At 45.1% G+C, this 18,131-nt stretch carries 16 protein-coding genes; 9 read left to right on the top strand and 7 right to left on the bottom strand.

Going from position 1 to position 18,131, the window contains the following annotated elements; all coding sequences use genetic code 11:
* The first annotated feature begins 43 nt into the window (after window positions 1-43).
* Complete coding sequence (locus DYH48_RS05650) at window positions 44-1,759, top strand: proline--tRNA ligase (protein WP_115334254.1); 1,716 nt, start codon at window positions 44-46, stop codon at window positions 1,757-1,759.
* A 148-nt stretch (window positions 1,760-1,907) separates the two neighbouring features.
* Here the strand turns inward: DYH48_RS05650 and DYH48_RS05645 are convergent, their stop codons facing one another.
* Complete coding sequence (locus tag DYH48_RS05645) at window positions 1,908-2,795, bottom strand: AraC family transcriptional regulator (protein ID WP_115334253.1); 888 nt, start codon at window positions 2,793-2,795, stop codon at window positions 1,908-1,910.
* 187 nt (window positions 2,796-2,982) lie between these two features.
* On the opposite strand from DYH48_RS05645, the gene panB reads away from it, so the two are divergent.
* From panB to DYH48_RS05615, 6 genes are all read left to right on the top strand, one after another.
* Complete coding sequence (gene panB, locus DYH48_RS05640) at window positions 2,983-3,825, top strand: 3-methyl-2-oxobutanoate hydroxymethyltransferase (protein WP_115336101.1); 843 nt, start codon at window positions 2,983-2,985, stop codon at window positions 3,823-3,825.
* A 136-nt stretch (window positions 3,826-3,961) separates the two neighbouring features.
* Window positions 3,962-5,086: a patatin-like phospholipase family protein gene (locus DYH48_RS05635; protein WP_006082348.1), complete on the top strand. Its 1,125-nt coding sequence runs from the start codon at window positions 3,962-3,964 to the stop codon at window positions 5,084-5,086.
* 128 nt (window positions 5,087-5,214) lie between these two features.
* Window positions 5,215-5,553, top strand: a complete 339-nt coding sequence (locus DYH48_RS05630; RefSeq protein WP_370452670.1) for a hypothetical protein — start codon at window positions 5,215-5,217, stop codon at window positions 5,551-5,553.
* Window positions 5,554-5,684: 131 nt separating this feature from the next.
* Window positions 5,685-6,392, top strand: coding sequence for a YjbF family lipoprotein (locus DYH48_RS05625; RefSeq protein WP_012089663.1), 708 nt, complete (start codon window positions 5,685-5,687; stop codon window positions 6,390-6,392).
* A 10-nt stretch (window positions 6,393-6,402) separates the two neighbouring features.
* Window positions 6,403-7,188 carry a capsule biosynthesis GfcC family protein gene (locus DYH48_RS05620; protein ID WP_115334251.1) on the top strand — a complete coding sequence of 262 codons (786 nt, stop codon included), beginning with the start codon at window positions 6,403-6,405 and terminating at the stop codon, window positions 7,186-7,188.
* Window positions 7,188-9,566, top strand: a complete 2,379-nt coding sequence (locus tag DYH48_RS05615; protein ID WP_115334250.1) for a YjbH domain-containing protein — start codon at window positions 7,188-7,190, stop codon at window positions 9,564-9,566. The genes DYH48_RS05620 and DYH48_RS05615 overlap by 1 nt, the downstream gene beginning before the upstream one ends.
* A gap of 108 nt (window positions 9,567-9,674) precedes the next feature.
* Here the strand turns inward: DYH48_RS05615 and DYH48_RS05610 are convergent, their stop codons facing one another.
* From DYH48_RS05610 to DYH48_RS05590, 5 genes are all read right to left on the bottom strand, one after another.
* Complete coding sequence (locus tag DYH48_RS05610; RefSeq protein WP_115334249.1) at window positions 9,675-10,769, bottom strand: NADH:flavin oxidoreductase/NADH oxidase; 1,095 nt, start codon at window positions 10,767-10,769, stop codon at window positions 9,675-9,677.
* Window positions 10,770-10,802: 33 nt separating this feature from the next.
* Window positions 10,803-11,342, bottom strand: coding sequence for a dTDP-4-dehydrorhamnose 3,5-epimerase (gene rfbC, locus DYH48_RS05605; protein ID WP_115334248.1), 540 nt, complete (start codon window positions 11,340-11,342; stop codon window positions 10,803-10,805).
* Window positions 11,332-12,219 (bottom strand): glucose-1-phosphate thymidylyltransferase RfbA, encoded by an 888-nt coding sequence (gene rfbA, locus DYH48_RS05600; protein ID WP_115334247.1) that lies wholly within the window; start codon window positions 12,217-12,219, stop codon window positions 11,332-11,334. Before rfbA ends, rfbC begins: the two co-directional genes overlap by 11 nt.
* A gap of 237 nt (window positions 12,220-12,456) precedes the next feature.
* Window positions 12,457-13,818, bottom strand: a complete 1,362-nt coding sequence (locus DYH48_RS05595; protein ID WP_115334246.1) for a GAF domain-containing sensor histidine kinase — start codon at window positions 13,816-13,818, stop codon at window positions 12,457-12,459.
* Window positions 13,815-15,356 carry a DUF3369 domain-containing protein gene (locus DYH48_RS05590; RefSeq protein WP_006085562.1) on the bottom strand — a complete coding sequence of 514 codons (1,542 nt, stop codon included), beginning with the start codon at window positions 15,354-15,356 and terminating at the stop codon, window positions 13,815-13,817. Before DYH48_RS05590 ends, DYH48_RS05595 begins: the two co-directional genes overlap by 4 nt.
* Window positions 15,357-15,615: 259 nt before the next feature.
* Here DYH48_RS05590 and DYH48_RS05585 point away from each other — a divergent pair, with 259 nt between their 5' ends.
* The gene (locus DYH48_RS05585) at window positions 15,616-16,065 is read left to right on the top strand and encodes a copper resistance protein NlpE (protein WP_115334245.1); all 450 of its coding nucleotides are present in this window, start codon (window positions 15,616-15,618) and stop codon (window positions 16,063-16,065) included.
* 164 nt (window positions 16,066-16,229) lie between these two features.
* A complete protein-coding gene (locus tag DYH48_RS05580; RefSeq protein WP_115334244.1) occupies window positions 16,230-16,934 on the top strand; it encodes a HutD/Ves family protein in 705 nt (234 codons plus the stop codon).
* Window positions 16,935-17,036: 102 nt separating this feature from the next.
* On the opposite strand, the gene rfbB is transcribed toward DYH48_RS05580, so the two are convergent.
* Entirely contained in the window at window positions 17,037-18,059 is a 1,023-nt protein-coding gene (rfbB, locus tag DYH48_RS05575; protein ID WP_115334243.1) for a dTDP-glucose 4,6-dehydratase, read from the bottom strand.
* Window positions 18,060-18,131 lie beyond the last annotated feature (72 nt).

The following is an 18,131-nucleotide window of genomic DNA, read 5'->3' as shown; positions in this document are numbered from 1 at the left end:
GTGATAAAATGGCGACCATTCAACTCAAATTTGGACATCGGTAATGCGCGTCAGCAAGTACCTGCTATCAACACAGAAAGAAACTCCTGCCAACGCAGAAGTCATTAGTCATCAATTAATGTTACGTGCGGGCATGATCCGTCGTAATGCGTCGGGCCTTTATAGCTATCTCCCCACGGGCTTACGCGTACTGCGTAAAGTCGAAGCCATTGTTCGTGAAGAAATGAACAAAGCCGGTGCAATTGAAATTCTAATGCCTATGGTGCAACCGGCAGACTTGTGGGTAGAAACAGGTCGTTGGGAAAAGTTTGGTCCCGAGCTGCTGCGCTTTAAAGATCGCCACAATCGCGACTTCGTACTGGGCCCAACCCACGAAGAAGTGATCACCGACCTGATCCGTAAAGAAGTCAGCTCATACAAGCAATTACCGCTGAACCTTTACCAAATCCAAACCAAATTCCGTGACGAAGTTCGCCCACGTTTTGGCATGATGCGCTCACGCGAATTCTTGATGAAAGACGCCTACTCTTTCCACCTTGACGTCGATACCATGAATGAAACCTATGAGGCCATGTACAACGCCTATAGCAACATTCTAACGCGCATGGGCTTAGCCTTCCGTCCAGTATTAGCTGATACCGGTTCTATCGGTGGCAGCATGTCACACGAGTTCCACGTTCTGGCCCAAAGCGGTGAAGATTTAATTGCTTACTCAACGGGCAGCGATTACGCGGCTAACATTGAGAAAGCTGAATCACCAGTACCCACTGAGCCTCGCGGCGCAGCCACTGAAGAATTGCGTTTAGTCGATACCCCAAATGCAAAGACCATTGCTGAATTGGTTGAGCAGTTTGATCTGGATATCACTAAAACCGTCAAAACCTTGATCGTCGTCGGTGCATCAGAAGCGACGCCGTTAGTGGCACTGATTGTTCGCGGTGACCATGAACTCAACGAAGTCAAAGCTGACAAGTTAGACTTAGTGGCATCACCAGTAGAAATGGCGCCAGAAGCCCTGATCCGTGACGCCATCGGCGCAGGTCCTGGCTCACTTGGCCCTATCGGTCTTAACATCCCTATCGTTATCGATCACAGCGTGAGCGTCATGAGCGATTTTGCTGCTGGTGCGAATGTGGATGACAAACATTATTTTGGTATCAACTGGGAACGCGATCTGCCATTAGCGCAAGTTGCCGATATCCGTAACGTAGTCGAAGGCGAGCCAACACCAGATGGTTTAGGCACGTATGCGATGGCACGCGGTATCGAAGTGGGTCATATTTTCCAACTGGGTACTAACTACTCTAAATCGATGAACGCGACTGTACTTGACGAAAACGGCAAGTCACAGGTGCTATTGATGGGTTGTTACGGTGTCGGCGTAAGCCGTATTGTGGCCGCAGCCATCGAGCAAAACTTCGATGACCGTGGCATCATTTGGCCAGAAGCGATTGCACCATTTAGCGTGGGCATTCTGCCAATGAACATGCACAAGTCGCACCGCGTAACCGATATCGCCGAGCAGTTATACAAAGACTTAAACGAAGCGGGTATTGACGTATTACTGGACGATCGTAAAGAGCGTCCAGGCGTTATGTTTGCCGATATGGAACTGATTGGTATCCCACACACAGTGGTGATTGGCGATCGCAATATCGATGCTGGCGTATTTGAATACAAAAACCGCCGCACTGGTGAAAAGCAAGATATTCCATTTGATCAACTGCTCGACTTCCTAAAAAACGCAGTGAAAGGCTAAGCCTCCACGCGCAATATAGAAAAGCTTAACGATCAAAAACGAAACGCACTTAAGCCCAGCTTAAGTGCTTTTTTTATTGGCTTTTTATTGACCTTCTTCGATCACATTGACTCGCGACAATACTTTTTATCTGTGGCTGTTTATCTTTTTATTTTTGGCACTGTACTTTTGGCAAGGTACTTTGCGCTAACAGGTACTGACTCGGAGCGACGCCCATCAACTGTCTGAACATATATCCAAAGGCTGAACCCGAGGCATAACCTAAAGATAACGCTGTAGTGAGCACAGATTCACCTCGACTAAGCATTTGAATCGCCACCTGCAACCTAAGCCTTTGCAGCCATTGGCTATAACTCAGCCCTGTTTGCTGTTTAAATAATCTCGCTAACGTGCGGGCCGAGGCACCGACCTCCCGCTGCCAATCCACCAAAGTACGTTGCTCGCTCGGATCCGCAAGCAAAGCCTCGGTAATGCGCAGTAATTTTTTATCCTTAGGATAAGGTAAATCCAAGGCGACCTTAGGGGCGAGCACCATAAAGTCACGGATCACCATCAAGAGCCGCATGACGCTATCCTTAAAATCGGGATCAATCAGCCCAGCCTCACTCTTCATCAAGGCATTAGCCTCTTGCAGTAGCAACTGCAAAACAGGCTTCACACTCAAACAAGTGCAGTCGGATGGAAAACCGCCTATCTGGGTTTCATCCAAATACAGACTGCTCAATTGCACCTGACTTAGCGCGATAACCTCATGATCGACAAAGGGAGGCACCCATACCGCTTGTTCAGGCGGCACTATGTAACGCCCCGCAGGCGTGATCACACTCAACACACCTTGGCTGGCATAAATGACCTGTCCCCAAGAATGACGATGGCGCTGCACATGTTCAAACGGCTTGAGTGTTCGCTTAAGCAACATGATGGACGCGCTTAGCCCTGCGGCGGCTAAACGTGAAGGTGCGACCTGAGTGTGCTGAGTGATTTGCTGCTGAGATAAAGGAGTGTCAGTGACTTGATTCAAGGTGTTATCGCCCAAGGTGATTTTTATATCGAAGCTTCTTTTCGTATTATCGAGCCTCTTCCGTACTGAAGCGCCTCTTTGTATAAAAGCACTTTTATGTATAGAAGTGTCTTTTTATCTAGACATTAAGTCAACCTATCGAGCTAACGCCAAAGCGGCAAGCGCTAACATGCCCTCTCAGATTGAACAAATTGGAGATGACATGAGCATCCACATGAATAAAAACCGCGTAACACCCGTTACCTTACAGAAAATGAAAGGTAAAACGCCCATAGTTGCCCTCACCGCCTATGAAAAACCGATGGCGGAACTTATCGATCCCCATGTGGATATGATTATCGTCGGCGACTCCGTCGGTATGGTGGTTTATGGGCAAGACTCTACACTAGGGGTTACCTTAGAAATGATGATTAACCATGGTCTTGCTGTCACTCGCGGCGCAGCACATGCCTGCGTGATTATCGATATGCCCTTTGGGAGTTATCAAGAATCGCCTCAGCAAGCCTTTAGACATGCCAGCCTAGTATTAATACGTACAGGCGCGCAGGCGGTAAAACTTGAGGGTGGCGCAGAAATGCTCGACACCACTCGTTTTTTAACCCAGCGAGGGATCCCTGTGATGCCACACATAGGATTGATGCCGCAACACGTCAATCAATTGGGTGGATTTAAAACCCAAGCTAGGGATGCTGCCGCCATCGAAGCCCTCGTTCGTTTAGCGAAAGACTTTGAGCAAGCAGGCGCTTTTAGCATACTGATTGAAGGCACGTCCGAACTCGCGGCGCGCACAGTAACGGCAGAAGTCTCAATCCCCGTAATCGGCATTGGCGCCTCACCCGCCTGCGATGGTCAAGTGCTCGTGACTGAAGACATTTTAGGCTTATTTTCTGACTACACGCCTAAATTTGCCAAACGCTATATCGACTTAGGCCCCTTAATCACTCACGCCTGCGCCGAATACGCCAGAGAAGTGAGAACCGCTGAGTTTCCAACAACGGAGCACTGCTTTGGCCTCAGCCAAACAACCAAGATTACAGCGGATTAATTGTTTAAAGCGAAATATTGCAGCAATCGAATAGACTATAAATCGAAATTTGCAACTAATTGAGTCTATCGACTTGCTTTTTATAGGGGGGCGTTGCTTTAATAAAACTATTAAAACAATAAATTGAGTCTGAAGATTGCCTACATCAACTGCATTAGTATTAGGTGGCGGCGGCGCAAGAGCCGCCTATCAAGTCGGCGTGCTAAAAGCACTGGTTCAGCTTTATCCGCGTAATCATGGCATTCCCTTTAAAATCATTTGTGGCACCTCGGCAGGCGCCATCAATGGCACCTCCATAGCCACCCATGCTTCCTGTTTTCATCTTGGCGTCAAAAAGCTCGAATGGGTGTGGCGCCATTTTGAGACTCGCAAAGTGTATCGCGCATCCATCACTGGCGTGCTTGGCCACCTTGGTAAAATGGCTCTCAAAGGCATGCAGGACGATAAGGTTAATACCGACGCCGGCAGTCTGCTTGATAACGATCCTCTTCGAAAACTGCTCAATGAATTAATCGATTTTAAACGCATCGATCGTAATATTCGCAGCGGCGCCCTCACCGCCCTCAGCGTCGATGCCTCTTGCTACAACAACTCACGCTCAGTAAGTTTTTTCCAAGCTTCACGGGATATCGAAAACTGGACCCGCGCCAGGCGCAGTGGCGAACGTATGATGCTCAACACTGAGCACCTACTCGCCAGTTCGGCTATCCCTATGGTGTTCCCCTCGATTAAACTCAATCAAGCCTATTATGGCGATGGCTCGGTCCACCAGTTGGCACCGCTCTCAAGTCCTATCCATTTAGGCGCCGAAAAACTCTTAGTCATTAACTTAGAGAGTCCACACAAACACTTCCCAATGGAACTGGAATATCACCCGAAAACGGCATCCATAGCGGGCCACCTGCTCGATACGATCTTTTCCGACACTTTAAACAGCGACCTTGAGCGGCTCGAAAGGATCAATAACACCTTAAGCCTGATCCCCGAGTCAAGCCGCAACAAGCTGGCCTTGCATCCAATTAAAACCTTAGTCATCAAGCCCAGCGAAGACCTCAGCAAAATTGCCGCCCGCTTCTACGATGACATGCCATGGGCAGTAAAAACCTTACTCGGTTTTATTGGTATAGATAGACAATCAGATTCTAGTATCGTGTCCTACCTATTATTTGAAAAAACCTACACCAGCGCGTTGATCGACCTAGGCTACAAAGATGCCATGGAGCAAATCGACGAACTTAAAGCTTTCTTTTGCTTAAAATAAACTATCAACTTAATCAAGTTTCTTTACTAAAATTTCATGTAAAATAAGAAGATATAGCATGTATATTAGAGACAAAAATTTAATCTTTAGTATGGACAATATAATATATTTAACATTGATAATTTTGTTTGAATCACTTAATATGTTTTAATAGATTAGCTAAAGAATTACGTAACTTTTTCAACAAGGGAATCAAAATGAAAAAAACTTCACTAGCACTTATCATTGCAATGACAGCTTTTAGCTCTATGGCAGCAGACCCGACTACAACTGGTGGTGCTGGTACAACTGGTGGTGCTGCTGCTGGTGGTGTTGGTACTGCTGCTGGTGCTTCTGTTGGCGTTATGTCTGCAGTTGCAGTTGGCGTAGCCGCAGCAGTAGCTGGCGCAGTAGCCGTTTCTAACAGTTCTGATAGCAATCCAATTACTTCAACTGGTACTGGTACAACAACTGGTACTGGTAACTAATCAGTCCATGCTTGTTAAAACAACCGCCTTATGGCGGTTTTTTTTTGACTATAGTCTAGATATAGAAATGACTTAAAGTCGGAAATCACTTAAAATTCAATATTTACTACTATTGAGAATAAGCAACTCGGATGCATATACACAAAAAATTAGTATCACTAATCACCCTCTCGCTTGTGTTATTGAACACAACAGCTTGTAGCCAAAGAATCGGTGCGCTTAACGACACATTGAAACTCGCCTTTATTGGTGATAAAGACGTTAAGTTGTCTACGCAACAAGTCAACGATATTCCCTACGCCAGTATTTACGCTCAAATTGGCGATATGTCACAGGTGTTTATTGTACTTGTATTTGCAGAACCCAAAGTTAGTTTAACGCAAGTACCGACAACACTTAGTACAGAATTGAAATGGCTCTCTGCGGATAAGGGCATGATAGTTACGGTGAATGGCCGTTTAGTGCGGACTCATAATAATCCAACCGGGGATTTAGTTGCAGTAGAGAGCACAGAACCGGATCCGATTATGTTAGGTTTGCAATTAGCTTCTACCCCCAAAACTTGGACTCGAATAATTGACTGGCAACCCGGCTATCATTTTGGCTACAGAGCCACCTCCTATTTTAATTTGGTCGGTCAAGAAAAAATTCTTATCAATGATATTCCTACTCAAGCGCTGCATTACAGTGAAATTGTCTTAGTCGATGATCTTAATATTCAGTACCAAAATGAATTTTGGCTAACACCTGAGACAGGAAATGTAATTAAGAGTCGCCAGAAGATTGCACCGAATCTGCCTTTTATCGACATTTCATTACTCAAGCCGTTTGCGTCTTAGTGGAGGCATTATGAGATCTTATTTCACACCTTTAGCATTGCTATTCGGTTCTGTGCTGACAAACATTGCTCAGGCTGATACCCAGCTTTTAGTCACGACATCCGCAAACCAGGGTGCGCAGGTTCAACTCACTTATCCAACTGCTGTGCGCCTCGAACAAGCCGTACAAGACGGGTTAGTGCAACTTCCTAAATATAATAAAACCACTAGCAACGAAACTGTGCCGATTTATTGGTTAGGCGCGGCACTACTCGACATCCAAAATACTGCAGTTTTAGAAACCAAACGCAAAGAAGCCCTGTCCGAACTCGCTAAAGTGGGTGAAGCCTCAAATGACAGCATCTACATCGCTAAGCTTGCAAAATTGGCGCAGTTTTTACGGCAAATAAAACTTGGCAAACGCGTAATGCAGCCATTAGATCTTGATCTCATTCGAATAACTGACGCATACAACCCTCTCCTTGATGGTCGCTTTGAACTCGTTTTACCTCCTCGTCCTACCACAATAGTTGTAGCGGGCGCCGTCGCTCGAACGGGCAGTTACGAATGGAAACTCAATACCAGTAGTAAAGACTACCTAGCCAAAGCACAACCACTGGAGAATTCAGATGGTGACTTTGTATGGGTAATTCAACCCGATGGAAACGCCATAAAACAGCCAATAGCCTATTGGAACGCTCAAGCACAAGATATTGCTCCAGGTGCAGTGATTTACCTTGAGTTTTCAGACTTATTAGAAGACTACAACACATTAAACGCCAATATTATTGAATTACTAAGGAATCGGGCTCTGTAATGAATAACACTACCCATTCTAATCTGACCATATGCAAACTTTCCGCAATTGCGTTAGCTCTTTTGCCTTTATTTCATGTCCAAGCGGATGAATTTAGTTATCCAATACTAAAAGCCTCACAGACTGACTTCGGCGGTGTCGGCTTAATTCAAATGCCGACGGGCCGAATGGCACCAGAGGGAGAGTTTAATTTAGCAACAATGTACAACTCTGAATACCAACATTTTTCAGCGTCAGTGCAATTATTTTCGTGGTTAGAAACAACTGCACGATATACCGAAGTACAAGATTTACTCTACAGTGATGATCCAACTTTCAGTGGTAACACAAAATATACAGATAAAGGCCTTGATTTTAAAGCCCGTTTACTTGAAGAAAGTGCATGGCTTCCAGAAACCTCAGTTGGGATTAGAGACATAGGCGGTACAGGTTTATTTGATGGAGAATTTATTGCCGCAACTAAACGTGTAGGCCCACTTGATTTCACCTTAGGTATTGGCTGGGGCTATATCGGTAATAGCGGCAACCTGACATCGGATAAAAAAAACCTTAATTACAACTGTGATCGGGATACTTCATTTGGTGGCAAAGGTGGCAAAGGTGGCACAGTCGATTATAAACGCTGGTTTAAGGGCTGCGCCGCATTATTCGGTGGGGTGGAATATCAAACGCCTTGGGAGCCTTTAAGAGTAAAAGTAGAATATGACGGCAACGATTATCAAGCAGACTTCCCCGTAACTAGGGGAGCAATTAACATGCCTCAGGATAGTAAGTTTAACTACGGGTTACTCTATCGCGCAACAAGCTGGAGTGATTTTCACTTAAGCTATGAGCGCGGTAACACGTTAACCTTCGGTGTGAGTCTGCAAACCAATTTCAACGACTTACGACAAATAAAACGCGATACTCCAGCCGAAGAATATAAACCTTTAGCTGCTGCGCCTATGTCCAATAAAGACATAACGCGTGAAAATGCTAATCAAAAACTACCATCTCAAGCATCTGAGTTGGCCGTTACCTCTGTACAAAAACAACCTATCGCATCTATTGCAGAAAAAGAGTCGTTGAAACTGGCGACGAATACTATCAACGCACACATACTAGACCAAACTGATTGGAAAAAAGTGGCTAAAGAGCTAGGGAAAATTGCAGGCTACAATAATCCTAAAATCTATCTTGATAGCCACAGCGTGACTGTTGTTGCGGATCAAATAAAGTATATGGATCGTAAACAGGCTCACAAAAGAGCAGCGACTATACTGGCAAATAACACCAATAAAGATGTTATTACCGAGTATCGTCTGATAGAAACCCATTATAACCAGCCTATTACAGAAACCCGTATCGACGCTGGTAAATTTGCGCAAGTCGCTACCTACGGGTATATCAATGCAGATATAACTGATAGCACTGAAGTCAGTGTACCTATGTATCCAAGAGGAACATTAATCACTCGAACCGATGAAGATTGGTTAGATAAGTTAAGTTTCGATGTCTCGCCAACTATGGTGCAATCTTTTGGGGGTTCTGAAGGCTTCTATATGTTCAACGTTGGTGTCACAGGAAATTCTGCGTATCGATTTAGTGATAATTTAGAACTATCGGGCTCGCTATATCTTAATCTCTATGATAACTATGATAAATTCTTATATGACGTACCACCAGACGGTACCGACTTGAAACGAGTAAGAACGTTAATACGCCAATACGTTCATGATAACCCGGTGAGGGTTAATAACCTCCAATTGACATGGATGGATAATCTTAGTGATAACATTTCCTACCAAGCCTATGGTGGTTATTTGGAGATGATGTATGGCGGTGTGGGGACTGAGTTTCTCTATCGTCCACTCAATAGCCAATGGGCATTTGGTTTTGATATTAACTATGCGAAACAGCGAGATCCCGACAGTATGTTCGGTTTCTTTAGTGACGAAAACCAATTTGATCCTCTAACCAATCGGGCTTACCGAGTGCAAACCGGTGTAGTGACAGGCCATGCAACGGCTTATTACCAACCTGAGTGGTTTCCTAATACCTTACTCAGAGTGAGTGCAGGGCAGTATCTCACCGAAGATAAAGGCGTGACGGTTGACTTCTCTAAACAGTTTGATAGTGGTGTTATCGTCGGCGCATTTGCGACTAAAACTAATCTATCGGCAGATGAATACGGTGAGGGAAGCTTTACCAAGGGATTCTATATTTCCATCCCATTCGATCTAATGACGGTTAAGTCTACCCATAGTCGTGCTTTCCTATCGTGGATGCCGTTAACCCGTGACGGCGGTCAAATGCTTGGCCGTAAGTACAACTTGTTCGATGTGACTGATGCACGTGCGCCTTGGTATACCAAACCCAGTGTTGACCCCATTAAATAATTAGTACGCAGTAAAACCTCAAAACGGGCAAGATAATTCTTGCCCGTTTTGTTTTCTGCCATTAGGACTAACTTACAATAGTAAAATCTGCACTGCCAAATTAGCTCACTACTCTATTGGCGACTTAATCCCATGTGGCGATGAGCGTAAATACTGTGGCGGCGCTTTCACAGTTGCACCGAGTGTTGCGGCTGCATGCCAAGGCCAATGTGGGTCATAGAGCATAGTGCGAGCAAGCGCGATAGCATCGGCCTGCCCTTGCACCAAAATCGTTTCCGCTTTATTAGCATCTGTGATTAATCCCACGGCAATCACAGGTATGTTTACCTCAGCTTTAATGGCTTCGGCAAAAGGTACTTGAAAGTGCTCAGCGACAGGGATTTGTTGCAGCGGACTTAACCCACCAGTACTCACATGAATAAAATCGCAACCTCTGCTCTCTAATGCTTTTGCCAACACTAGGCTTTGGGCTAAATCCCAACCACCCTCGACCCAATCGGTTGCCGAAATCCGCACACCGAGTGCCATTTTAGGCGATATCACAGCCTTAATGGCATCAAACACACCCAACAACAAGCTCAGTCGATTCTCTAAACTGCCACCATATTTATCGGTACGTTGATTCGATAACGGGGATAAAAATTGGTGTAATAAATAACCGTGGGCAGCATGAATTTCAATCGCATCAAGCCCTAATCGTTCGGCTCTTTGCGCCGAACTAACAAATGCCAAGATAAGCTCATCAATTTCATCAAAGGTCATCGCACTCGGTAATGCAGTGCCTTCATTAAAGGCCTGCGCGGAAGGCGCTATCGTCTGCCAACCGTTATGTTCGTCGGGTGCAATAGCGCCGCCACCTTCCCAAGGTTTTCGAGTTGATGCTTTACGCCCCGCATGGGCAAGCTGTATCGCCATCGGCATATTTGAGTATTTACGGATAGATTTGAGGGTTTTATCTAGGGCGGCTTCCGTTTTGTCATCCCATAGGCCTAAATCTGCATAGGAAATTCGGCCATTGGGCAAAACGGCGGTGGCCTCAAGAATGAGCATTCCCGCCCCCGATAACGCCATGCTCCCTAAATGAATCGTATGCCAATCGGTTGCTTGGCCGTTTTCAGCCGAATACTGACACATGGGCGCGATAATAATGCGGTTCGCTAACTCAAGTTGACCTAAGGTTAAAGGCGAAAATAATAAACTCATTGTCATTCCTTTTAATACAAACCGTGATTGGCTTTATGATGATGCACTGGCGAGGCTATCTCGCGCGGATAAAATCGGTGCGGCAATTAATGGCCAATCAATGGCAAATTCTGCACTATTCCAAGCGACAACGCCTTCATCTTCAGGATCATAATATTGGGTACATTGATAAATAACCTCAGCATAATCGCTGAGAACATAAAAACCGTGAGCAAAGCCCGGTGGGGTCCACATTTGCAGATGATTCTCAGCTGATAGCACTCGCCCAACCCATTTTCCATAGGTGGCCGACTCGGACCGTATATCGACGGCCACATCAAAAATACTCCCTGCACAGACCCGCACTAACTTCCCCTGCGGTTTACGCCGTTGAAAATGTAAGCCTCGCAGGACATTACGTTGCGAGCGACTGTGATTCTCCTGCACGAATACAAATGACTCGAATCCCCGCTGTGCAAAGCAGGCATCAAAATAGGATTGCCTAAAAGTCTCCATAAAGAAACCGCGTTCATCCCCAAAGACTTGCGGTTCAAACACCAGCACTTCGGCTAACTCAGTTGCGCTACATTTCATCAAAAACCTGCTTATCGAGTAAGCCGAGCAAATACTCACCATAACCACTTTTGAGTAAAGGCTGAGCTAATTCAGTTAATTGCTGCGCATTGATCCAACCGCTGCGAAATGCAGTCTCTTCTGGGCAATTAATTTTTAAACCTTGTCGTTTCTCAATGGCAGCAACAAATTGTGTCGCCTCGGCCATCGCATCCGGCGTGCCAGTATCTAACCAAGCTGTCCCCCGCCCAAGAATATCGACTCGCAATTCTCCCAAAGCTAAGTAACGAGTGATAACATCGACAATCTCTAACTCGCCCCTTGCCGAAGGTAAAACCGTTTTTGCAAATGCGGCCGCGCGGCCGTCAAAAAAGTACAACCCAGGCATAGCGTAACGAGAGCGTGGATGTTGAGGTTTTTCTTCAATAGAAAGCACCTTACCTGCACCATCAAACTCAACGACACCGTAAGCATTAGGATTCGCCACATGGTAACCAAAAACGGTCGCCCCAGCTTGGGCTTGCCAAGCATGTTGCAAATTTGCCGCTAAATGCTGACCATAGAATAGATTATCCCCAAGAATAAGCGCACAGGCTTCACCCGCTAAAAATGGCTCAGCAATGATGAGCGCTTGCGCCAATCCCTTCGGAGAGGCTTGCTCGGCATATTGCAGCTTAAGTCCCCAATGACTGCCATCGCCGAGTAATGCATGGAATAGCGGCAAATCGTGGGAAGTGCAAATAATCAATATATCCCGAATATCAGCCTGCATTAGGGTGACAAGTGGATAATAAATCATAGGTTTATCGTAAATGGGCAGTAATTGCTTACAGACAACCTGCGTCATAGGATAAAGACGCGAGCCAGTACCGCCCGCCAGTAAAATGCCTTTTCTCATTGAAATATTTAAGATTGATAAGCTAGGTGAAGTGTCCAGATTGTAGCATATAAAAGACGACGAGCCGGAAGAACGGATGACAGCAGATGAGTCAGTCGATTAACGAAATTAATGGCGCAATAGCCGTTTGCATTCCAAGCACTAAAAGCCATTCAGCTTCAGTAAGATGAATCAATCCTCTATTCAATAAAGACAAGCGCATTTGCTGAACCTAGCGCTCACCAATCTTCGCCCTTGCTACTGCTCGGGGATCAGCATCTCAATACGTAAACCCTGATTCGGCGCTGAGAAGAGTGACACATTACCATTGAGCTTTTGGGTGACCAGATTATAAATAATCGACATCCCTAAACCTGTGCCACCACTTTGGCGCGCAGTGGTGAAAAATGGCTCGAATGCTTTGGCTTTCACCTCATCGGACATGCCGATGCCGTTGTCTTGATAAGTCATCTTGATCTGTGCCCCCTCCTTTTCAACCACAATGACAATCTGTTTATCTCCGACAAAATCATCAGGGAAAGCGTGGCGAAAACTGTTAGCAACTAAGTTGGTAAAAATCTGAGCGATGGCGCCGGGGTAAGAATCAATAAAAATATTGTCATCGAGTTCGACTTTTAAGGTGATGTTTTTCTTACGCATTAAGGGCTTTAACGAACTAAATATTTGGAAAATATAATTCTTTAAATTAAAGCGCTCACGTTCCAATATCGATTGATCTGCGGCAGTGCGTTTAAAGTTATGAACCAGTTCTGCGGCGCGGGAAAGATTACGCTCAATTAAACATAAACCGTCCTGCATTGTATTGATAAAACTGACAAACTTATCTTCATCGAGATCGTTTTTCTCGAATGACCCTTTTAGTAGCGATAACTCATCCAAACAATGGGTCACGGATGTTACCGCGATACCCAGTGGCGTATTCACCTCGTGAGCAACACCGGCGACTAAGCTACCTAAGGCGGCCATTTTTTCATTTTCAATTAAGTGCTTTTGGGTCGATTTTAAGGTCGATAGGGCCGTCTCAAGTTCGGTTGTTCGTAGTTCAACTTGATGCTCCAAATCGGTATTAATGAGTTTGAGCTGTTGTTGGTATTCGAGGATCTCTTTAGCACTCATGGCTCGGCCAAAGAGATCGGCCAGTGCCGAAGCAAACGCCTTTTCATCCCGCGTCCATTCCCTCGCCTCACCTTGATGCTCAGAACAAATAATCCCCACCATTTTGCCGTGGTGACGAATGGGGCTATCCAGCATAGAGGTGATCTGATTCGGTTTCAGGTAGCTGTCGACAAACTCTTTGGTGGCAGGATCCGTTTGCGCCTTATTAGCGACAATGGTGCGCTCATTGTCGAGTAAGCTGAAGTAATGAGGAAACTGCGCGCGAGTGAGCACTAACGCTTCTTGCGGCTGTTGGTGGTCGAGTAAATAATAACAAGCAATAGTCTGATTATCCTGACCAAACAACCAAATGCCCGCCCGCGTGATCTGTAATCCCTTACAGATTGAACTCACAATAAGTTGTGATGCTTGAATGAGATCGCCCTCATCAATAACCTGAGACTTACTGACATCAAATAGGATTCGATCAAGCATTCGGGTCATAGCGGTTCGTCCGGAATATGGATATGTAGGGAGGCAAACGCATCTAACAGTTTTAAACTCGCTTCACACAGTACGGGGTCAAACTGCTTACCCGATTGCGCCAAAATATACTCTCGCACCGCATCGACTGACCACGCCTCTTTATAACTGCGCTTGGAAAGCAACGCATCAATCACATCGACAATCGCCATGAGTCGGCCTTCAATGGGGATTTCTTCCTTAGCAATTCCACGGGGATACCCTTGCCCATCCCAACGCTCATGGTGGGTATAAGCAATTCGGGCACCCATTTTGGCAATAATACGATTTGATCCCGCGAGCAAGTTATAGCCTTTCTCCGCATGGGTTTGCATGATCGCCCATTCCTCGGCATCAAGTTTGCCTGGCTTATGTAAGATACTCTCAGGGATACCTATTTTACCGACATCGTGCAAAGGCGCAGCGTAACGAATCGTTTCGATAAAGTCCGCGTGCATGCCGATAGCAATCGCGAGCATTTCAGTCATGCGCGCAACCCGACGTACATGGGCTCCGGTCTCTTTACTCCGCTGCTCAATGGCGTCACCTATGATTAAAATCAGCTCCCTTTGCGTCTGCTGCACATTTTCACGGCCCGACAAATTCTCGAAAGTTAAGCTCACATTGGCCGCAAATAGCTCAAGAATACTGACTTGAAAATCCGTTAACTTAGTATTGTGCTGCAAATATAAAATACTGGTGACATGACCACTTAGCTCATAAAACCCAACGTAAATATTGTCACGAACGAGCGAGGTTTTTAGCGCGATAGCCTCGATAATATACTCACGTACATCCCCTGGTAGCGTCTCAACGCTGCCACCTTCGCAGTAACTGATCATCTCACCCGTGGCGGCCAGAAGATTCATTTGGGTATCGAGGTAAAGGTCTTGATGATAGCTTGTGAGATACAGGGCTGAGCTTTCAAGATTGAGTAACTGCAAAGTCTGTTCGAGCACAGCACTGCCAAAATTATGTAATGTATGACTTTTAAGTACCGAGGTGGAGGCAGCAATAACTTTCTCCATCCCCTTCTGGCTTTGCTCGATGATTTTAATATCGCGATAGGAACGCAGTGAAGTGTAGACACAAGACTTAAGCCGAGCCGCGGTAAGCTCTGTTTTGGCCTTGTAATCATTGATATCAAAGTCCCGAATCACTTGATCTTCAGGCGCCTGTCCCGGCTGGCCTGTGCGTAAAATGATGCGGGTGCTGTGATTATTTAATTCAGTACGGATTTTTTGAACGAGCTCTAATCCGGCATGGTCGGTTTCCATTACCACATCAATAAAAGCCAATGCAATATCCGTTTCGGTTTGAAGTAATGCTAAACCTTCAGCGGCGCTGTAACAGGAATAGAACTGTAATACCCGATTATCTAAGGTCAGATTTTTTAGAGCAAATCGAGTCACCTCATGGATCCCAGGCTCATCATCAATAATGGCAACTTTCCAAATGCCTTGTTTAGGCTTATGGGATTTATCCTCGATAACATCAGCACTTTTCTTAAATAACGCCACAGAACCACCGTCTACGATGAATAGTTAAGCTTTAGTATAGATTCAATCTCGAAAGTGACTAGTTTCAAAGGATAAATTATCATCTTATTGGTCACAGACTTTAGGCTAATAACTAACACTCACGCCACTTAGAACAAACACAAGTACAACTTAAGCTATTGTTATAAAATAGAAATAGCCAAAGTTAGGCTAAGCCAGCCTTGACGGGTATGATGAGTGCACTTAACCCGTAACACCCCGAAATTCTATTGGAGCCACTATGAACAAATCACTATGTTGCATCGCACTTCTGGCCTTATTTACCACGGCTTGCTCTGAAGCCCCAAAAGAAGAAACAGCAGTCGATACAACCCAAGTTCAAACAGAAGCCGCTAAAACCGTCCCTGTCGGCGATACCAGCCAAAATTCACTCGATTGGGCAGGCAGCTATGAAGGTGTGTTGCCATGCGCCAGTTGCGAAGGTATTCAAACCCTGATCACATTACAATCTGATAATAGCTTTGTTCAAGAAACGGTCTATTTGGGTAAAGATGAGAAGATTTTAAAACTGATGGGCAAAGCAGCGTGGGATGAGAAAGGCCAAAAAATCACTTTGGAAGATGGCACACAGTATCTGGTCGGTGAAAATCAGCTGATCATGTTAGATACTGAAGGCCAAAGAATTACCGGCGATCTGGCCGCTAATTATGTACTGAAAAAGAAACAATAGCAGAGTGTTTGTTTGAAGAGAGGCATCGCTATGCGATTATAAAATCGTGCAGTAACCCTCTAAAGATCAAATGTACTCAGCTCAATCACGGAAGCAATATAAGGCTCAAGGATGAGCAAACGACATTGTTATTAAGCCACTGCGGAAAATACAAAGACGAAGAAATGACTTTAGATAAACAAGCGCAACTGATCCGCTATCAAGATTGCCCATCAACGCCATGGAAAAATGGCGGTGGGAGCACAAAACAGCTACTTATTTCCCCCATCAATGCAGAACTTACTGAATTCGATTATCGGATCAGCATAGCAAGCATTAGCAGTAACGGACCCTTTTCATTATTTAATGGCATAGACAGACAACTGATCATCCTAGAAGGCGATGGTGTTGAACTCAGCATCGATAGCCATGAAGGGAAAAAACAGATAAATGACCTTGGGGGAGATGAAAGGATACAGGGAGACACAGATACAACTGAGTATAAACAACTCACGCCTATAGACAGTGCATTCTGCTTTGCAGGCGAAACCTCAATAACAAGCAAATTATTAGGCAGTAATGTTATTGATTTCAATGTTATGACCAAACGCGATGCATTTAAAGCACATACTCAAAGGCTTAGCTTTGATAGTATATTTATAGAAAAACATGCGGCCATATCGAACACCGCCATCGATGCACACCATAACAAGACAGAAGCGCCTATCGTTCAACTACTCTGCTGTTTAGATACAATGACATGGGCGCACAATGGGGAGAGCATCAAGATCATGCCATACGACATACTTATCATTAAACCAGAGCAAGATATAAAATTAGTCACGACAGCGCCAAGTCAATTACTTAGCGTCACCATTACGGCCTGTTAACCATAAAAAGCAGTTCTTGCTTCTACGACAACCCAAAATCAACCTCAAATTTACCTACGCTCGTTACGGTACTGACGCTTAAATTCAGCAATATTAATCAATTTACGCTTTATAATAGCGAGCCACTATCCACTCAATCGTTTTTCTCAGGCCTGAATCAAAGGATGCAAGTGGTTGCCAACCAAGCTCCCGCTGGATCTTACTCGCATCAATGGCATAACGCATATCATGCCCGGGTCTGTCAGTCACGTATTGTATTAAGCCACGAAAACCAACACCATTGACCCCATAAGCTTGCCCGTGAGTGGGCACTAACTCTTCGAGTAAATCGCAAATTTGGTACACAACAGCTAGATTGCTACGCTCATTAGCCCCACCAATGTTATAGGTCTCACCGACTCTGCCCTGTGTCACAACAAGAAACAAGGCACGCACATGATCATCTACATATAACCAATCGCGTACTTGTTGACCATTACCATAGACAGGTAACGGTTTTCCGGCCAATGCATTATTGACCATCAAAGGGATCAGTTTCTCAGGATATTGAAAAGGCCCATAATTGTTAGAGCAGTTAGTGATAACTATCGGTAAACCATAGGTGCGATGCCAAGCTCGAACTAAATGGTCCGCCGATGCCTTACTCGCCGAATAAGGTGAACTGGGATCATAAGCTGTCGTCTCAGAAAAGAGTCCAGTATCACCGAGTGAACCGTAGACCTCATCAGTGGAAATGTGATGGAATCGAAACACTTTTTGCTTATCGGCAGTCAAGCCTTGAAAGTAACTACGGCACGCCTCAAGCAATGTATAAGTACCCACTATATTGGTTTGGATAAATTCAGCCGGCCCATCAATTGAGCGATCAACATGACTTTCGGCCGCTAAATGCATCACCACATCTGGCCGATAATCATGAAATACGGCATCTAATTTCACTCTATCGCAAATATCAGCCTGAATAAAATGATAGCGCTCACTATTGGCAATAGAGGCTAAGGACTCAAGATCACTGGCATAGGTCAACTTATCAAAATTGATCACAACACACGTCGTTTGCTCAATCAGCATACGGACCAAAGCAGAACCGATAAAGCCTGCACCACCGGTAACGAGCACTCGCATATCGCCTACCCCAAAAAGAAAAAGGTTAAAAATAAAAAAGCCAGAAAGTATACAACTTTCTGGCTTAAAAAT

The sequence above is a fragment of the Shewanella baltica genome, assembly GCF_900456975.1.
Taxonomy (GTDB): Bacteria; Pseudomonadota; Gammaproteobacteria; order Enterobacterales; family Shewanellaceae; genus Shewanella; species Shewanella baltica.
The sequence above is the reverse complement of the archived record's forward strand: the minus strand, read 5'-3'. Positions and strand labels throughout refer to the sequence as shown.

Bases quoted from the DNA above. Each gene is read 5' to 3' on its own strand.
- DYH48_RS05650 (WP_115334254.1), top strand. From the start codon at position 44: ATGCGCGTCAGCAAGTACCTGCTATCAACACAGAAAGAAACTCCTGCC.
- panB (WP_115336101.1), top strand. From the start codon at position 2,983: ATGAGCATCCACATGAATAAAAACCGCGTAACACCCGTTACCTTACAG.
- DYH48_RS05625 (WP_012089663.1), top strand. From the start codon at position 5,685: ATGCATATACACAAAAAATTAGTATCACTAATCACCCTCTCGCTTGTG.
- DYH48_RS05620 (WP_115334251.1), top strand. From the start codon at position 6,403: ATGAGATCTTATTTCACACCTTTAGCATTGCTATTCGGTTCTGTGCTG.
- DYH48_RS05615 (WP_115334250.1), top strand. From the start codon at position 7,188: ATGAATAACACTACCCATTCTAATCTGACCATATGCAAACTTTCCGCA.
- DYH48_RS05610 (WP_115334249.1), bottom strand. From the start codon at position 10,769: ATGAGTTTATTATTTTCGCCTTTAACCTTAGGTCAACTTGAGTTAGCG.
- rfbC (WP_115334248.1), bottom strand. From the start codon at position 11,342: ATGAAATGTAGCGCAACTGAGTTAGCCGAAGTGCTGGTGTTTGAACCG.
- rfbA (WP_115334247.1), bottom strand. From the start codon at position 12,219: ATGAGAAAAGGCATTTTACTGGCGGGCGGTACTGGCTCGCGTCTTTAT.
- DYH48_RS05595 (WP_115334246.1), bottom strand. From the start codon at position 13,818: ATGACCCGAATGCTTGATCGAATCCTATTTGATGTCAGTAAGTCTCAG.
- DYH48_RS05585 (WP_115334245.1), top strand. From the start codon at position 15,616: ATGAACAAATCACTATGTTGCATCGCACTTCTGGCCTTATTTACCACG.
- DYH48_RS05580 (WP_115334244.1), top strand. From the start codon at position 16,230: ATGACTTTAGATAAACAAGCGCAACTGATCCGCTATCAAGATTGCCCA.
- rfbB (WP_115334243.1), bottom strand. From the start codon at position 18,059: ATGCGAGTGCTCGTTACCGGTGGTGCAGGCTTTATCGGTTCTGCTTTG.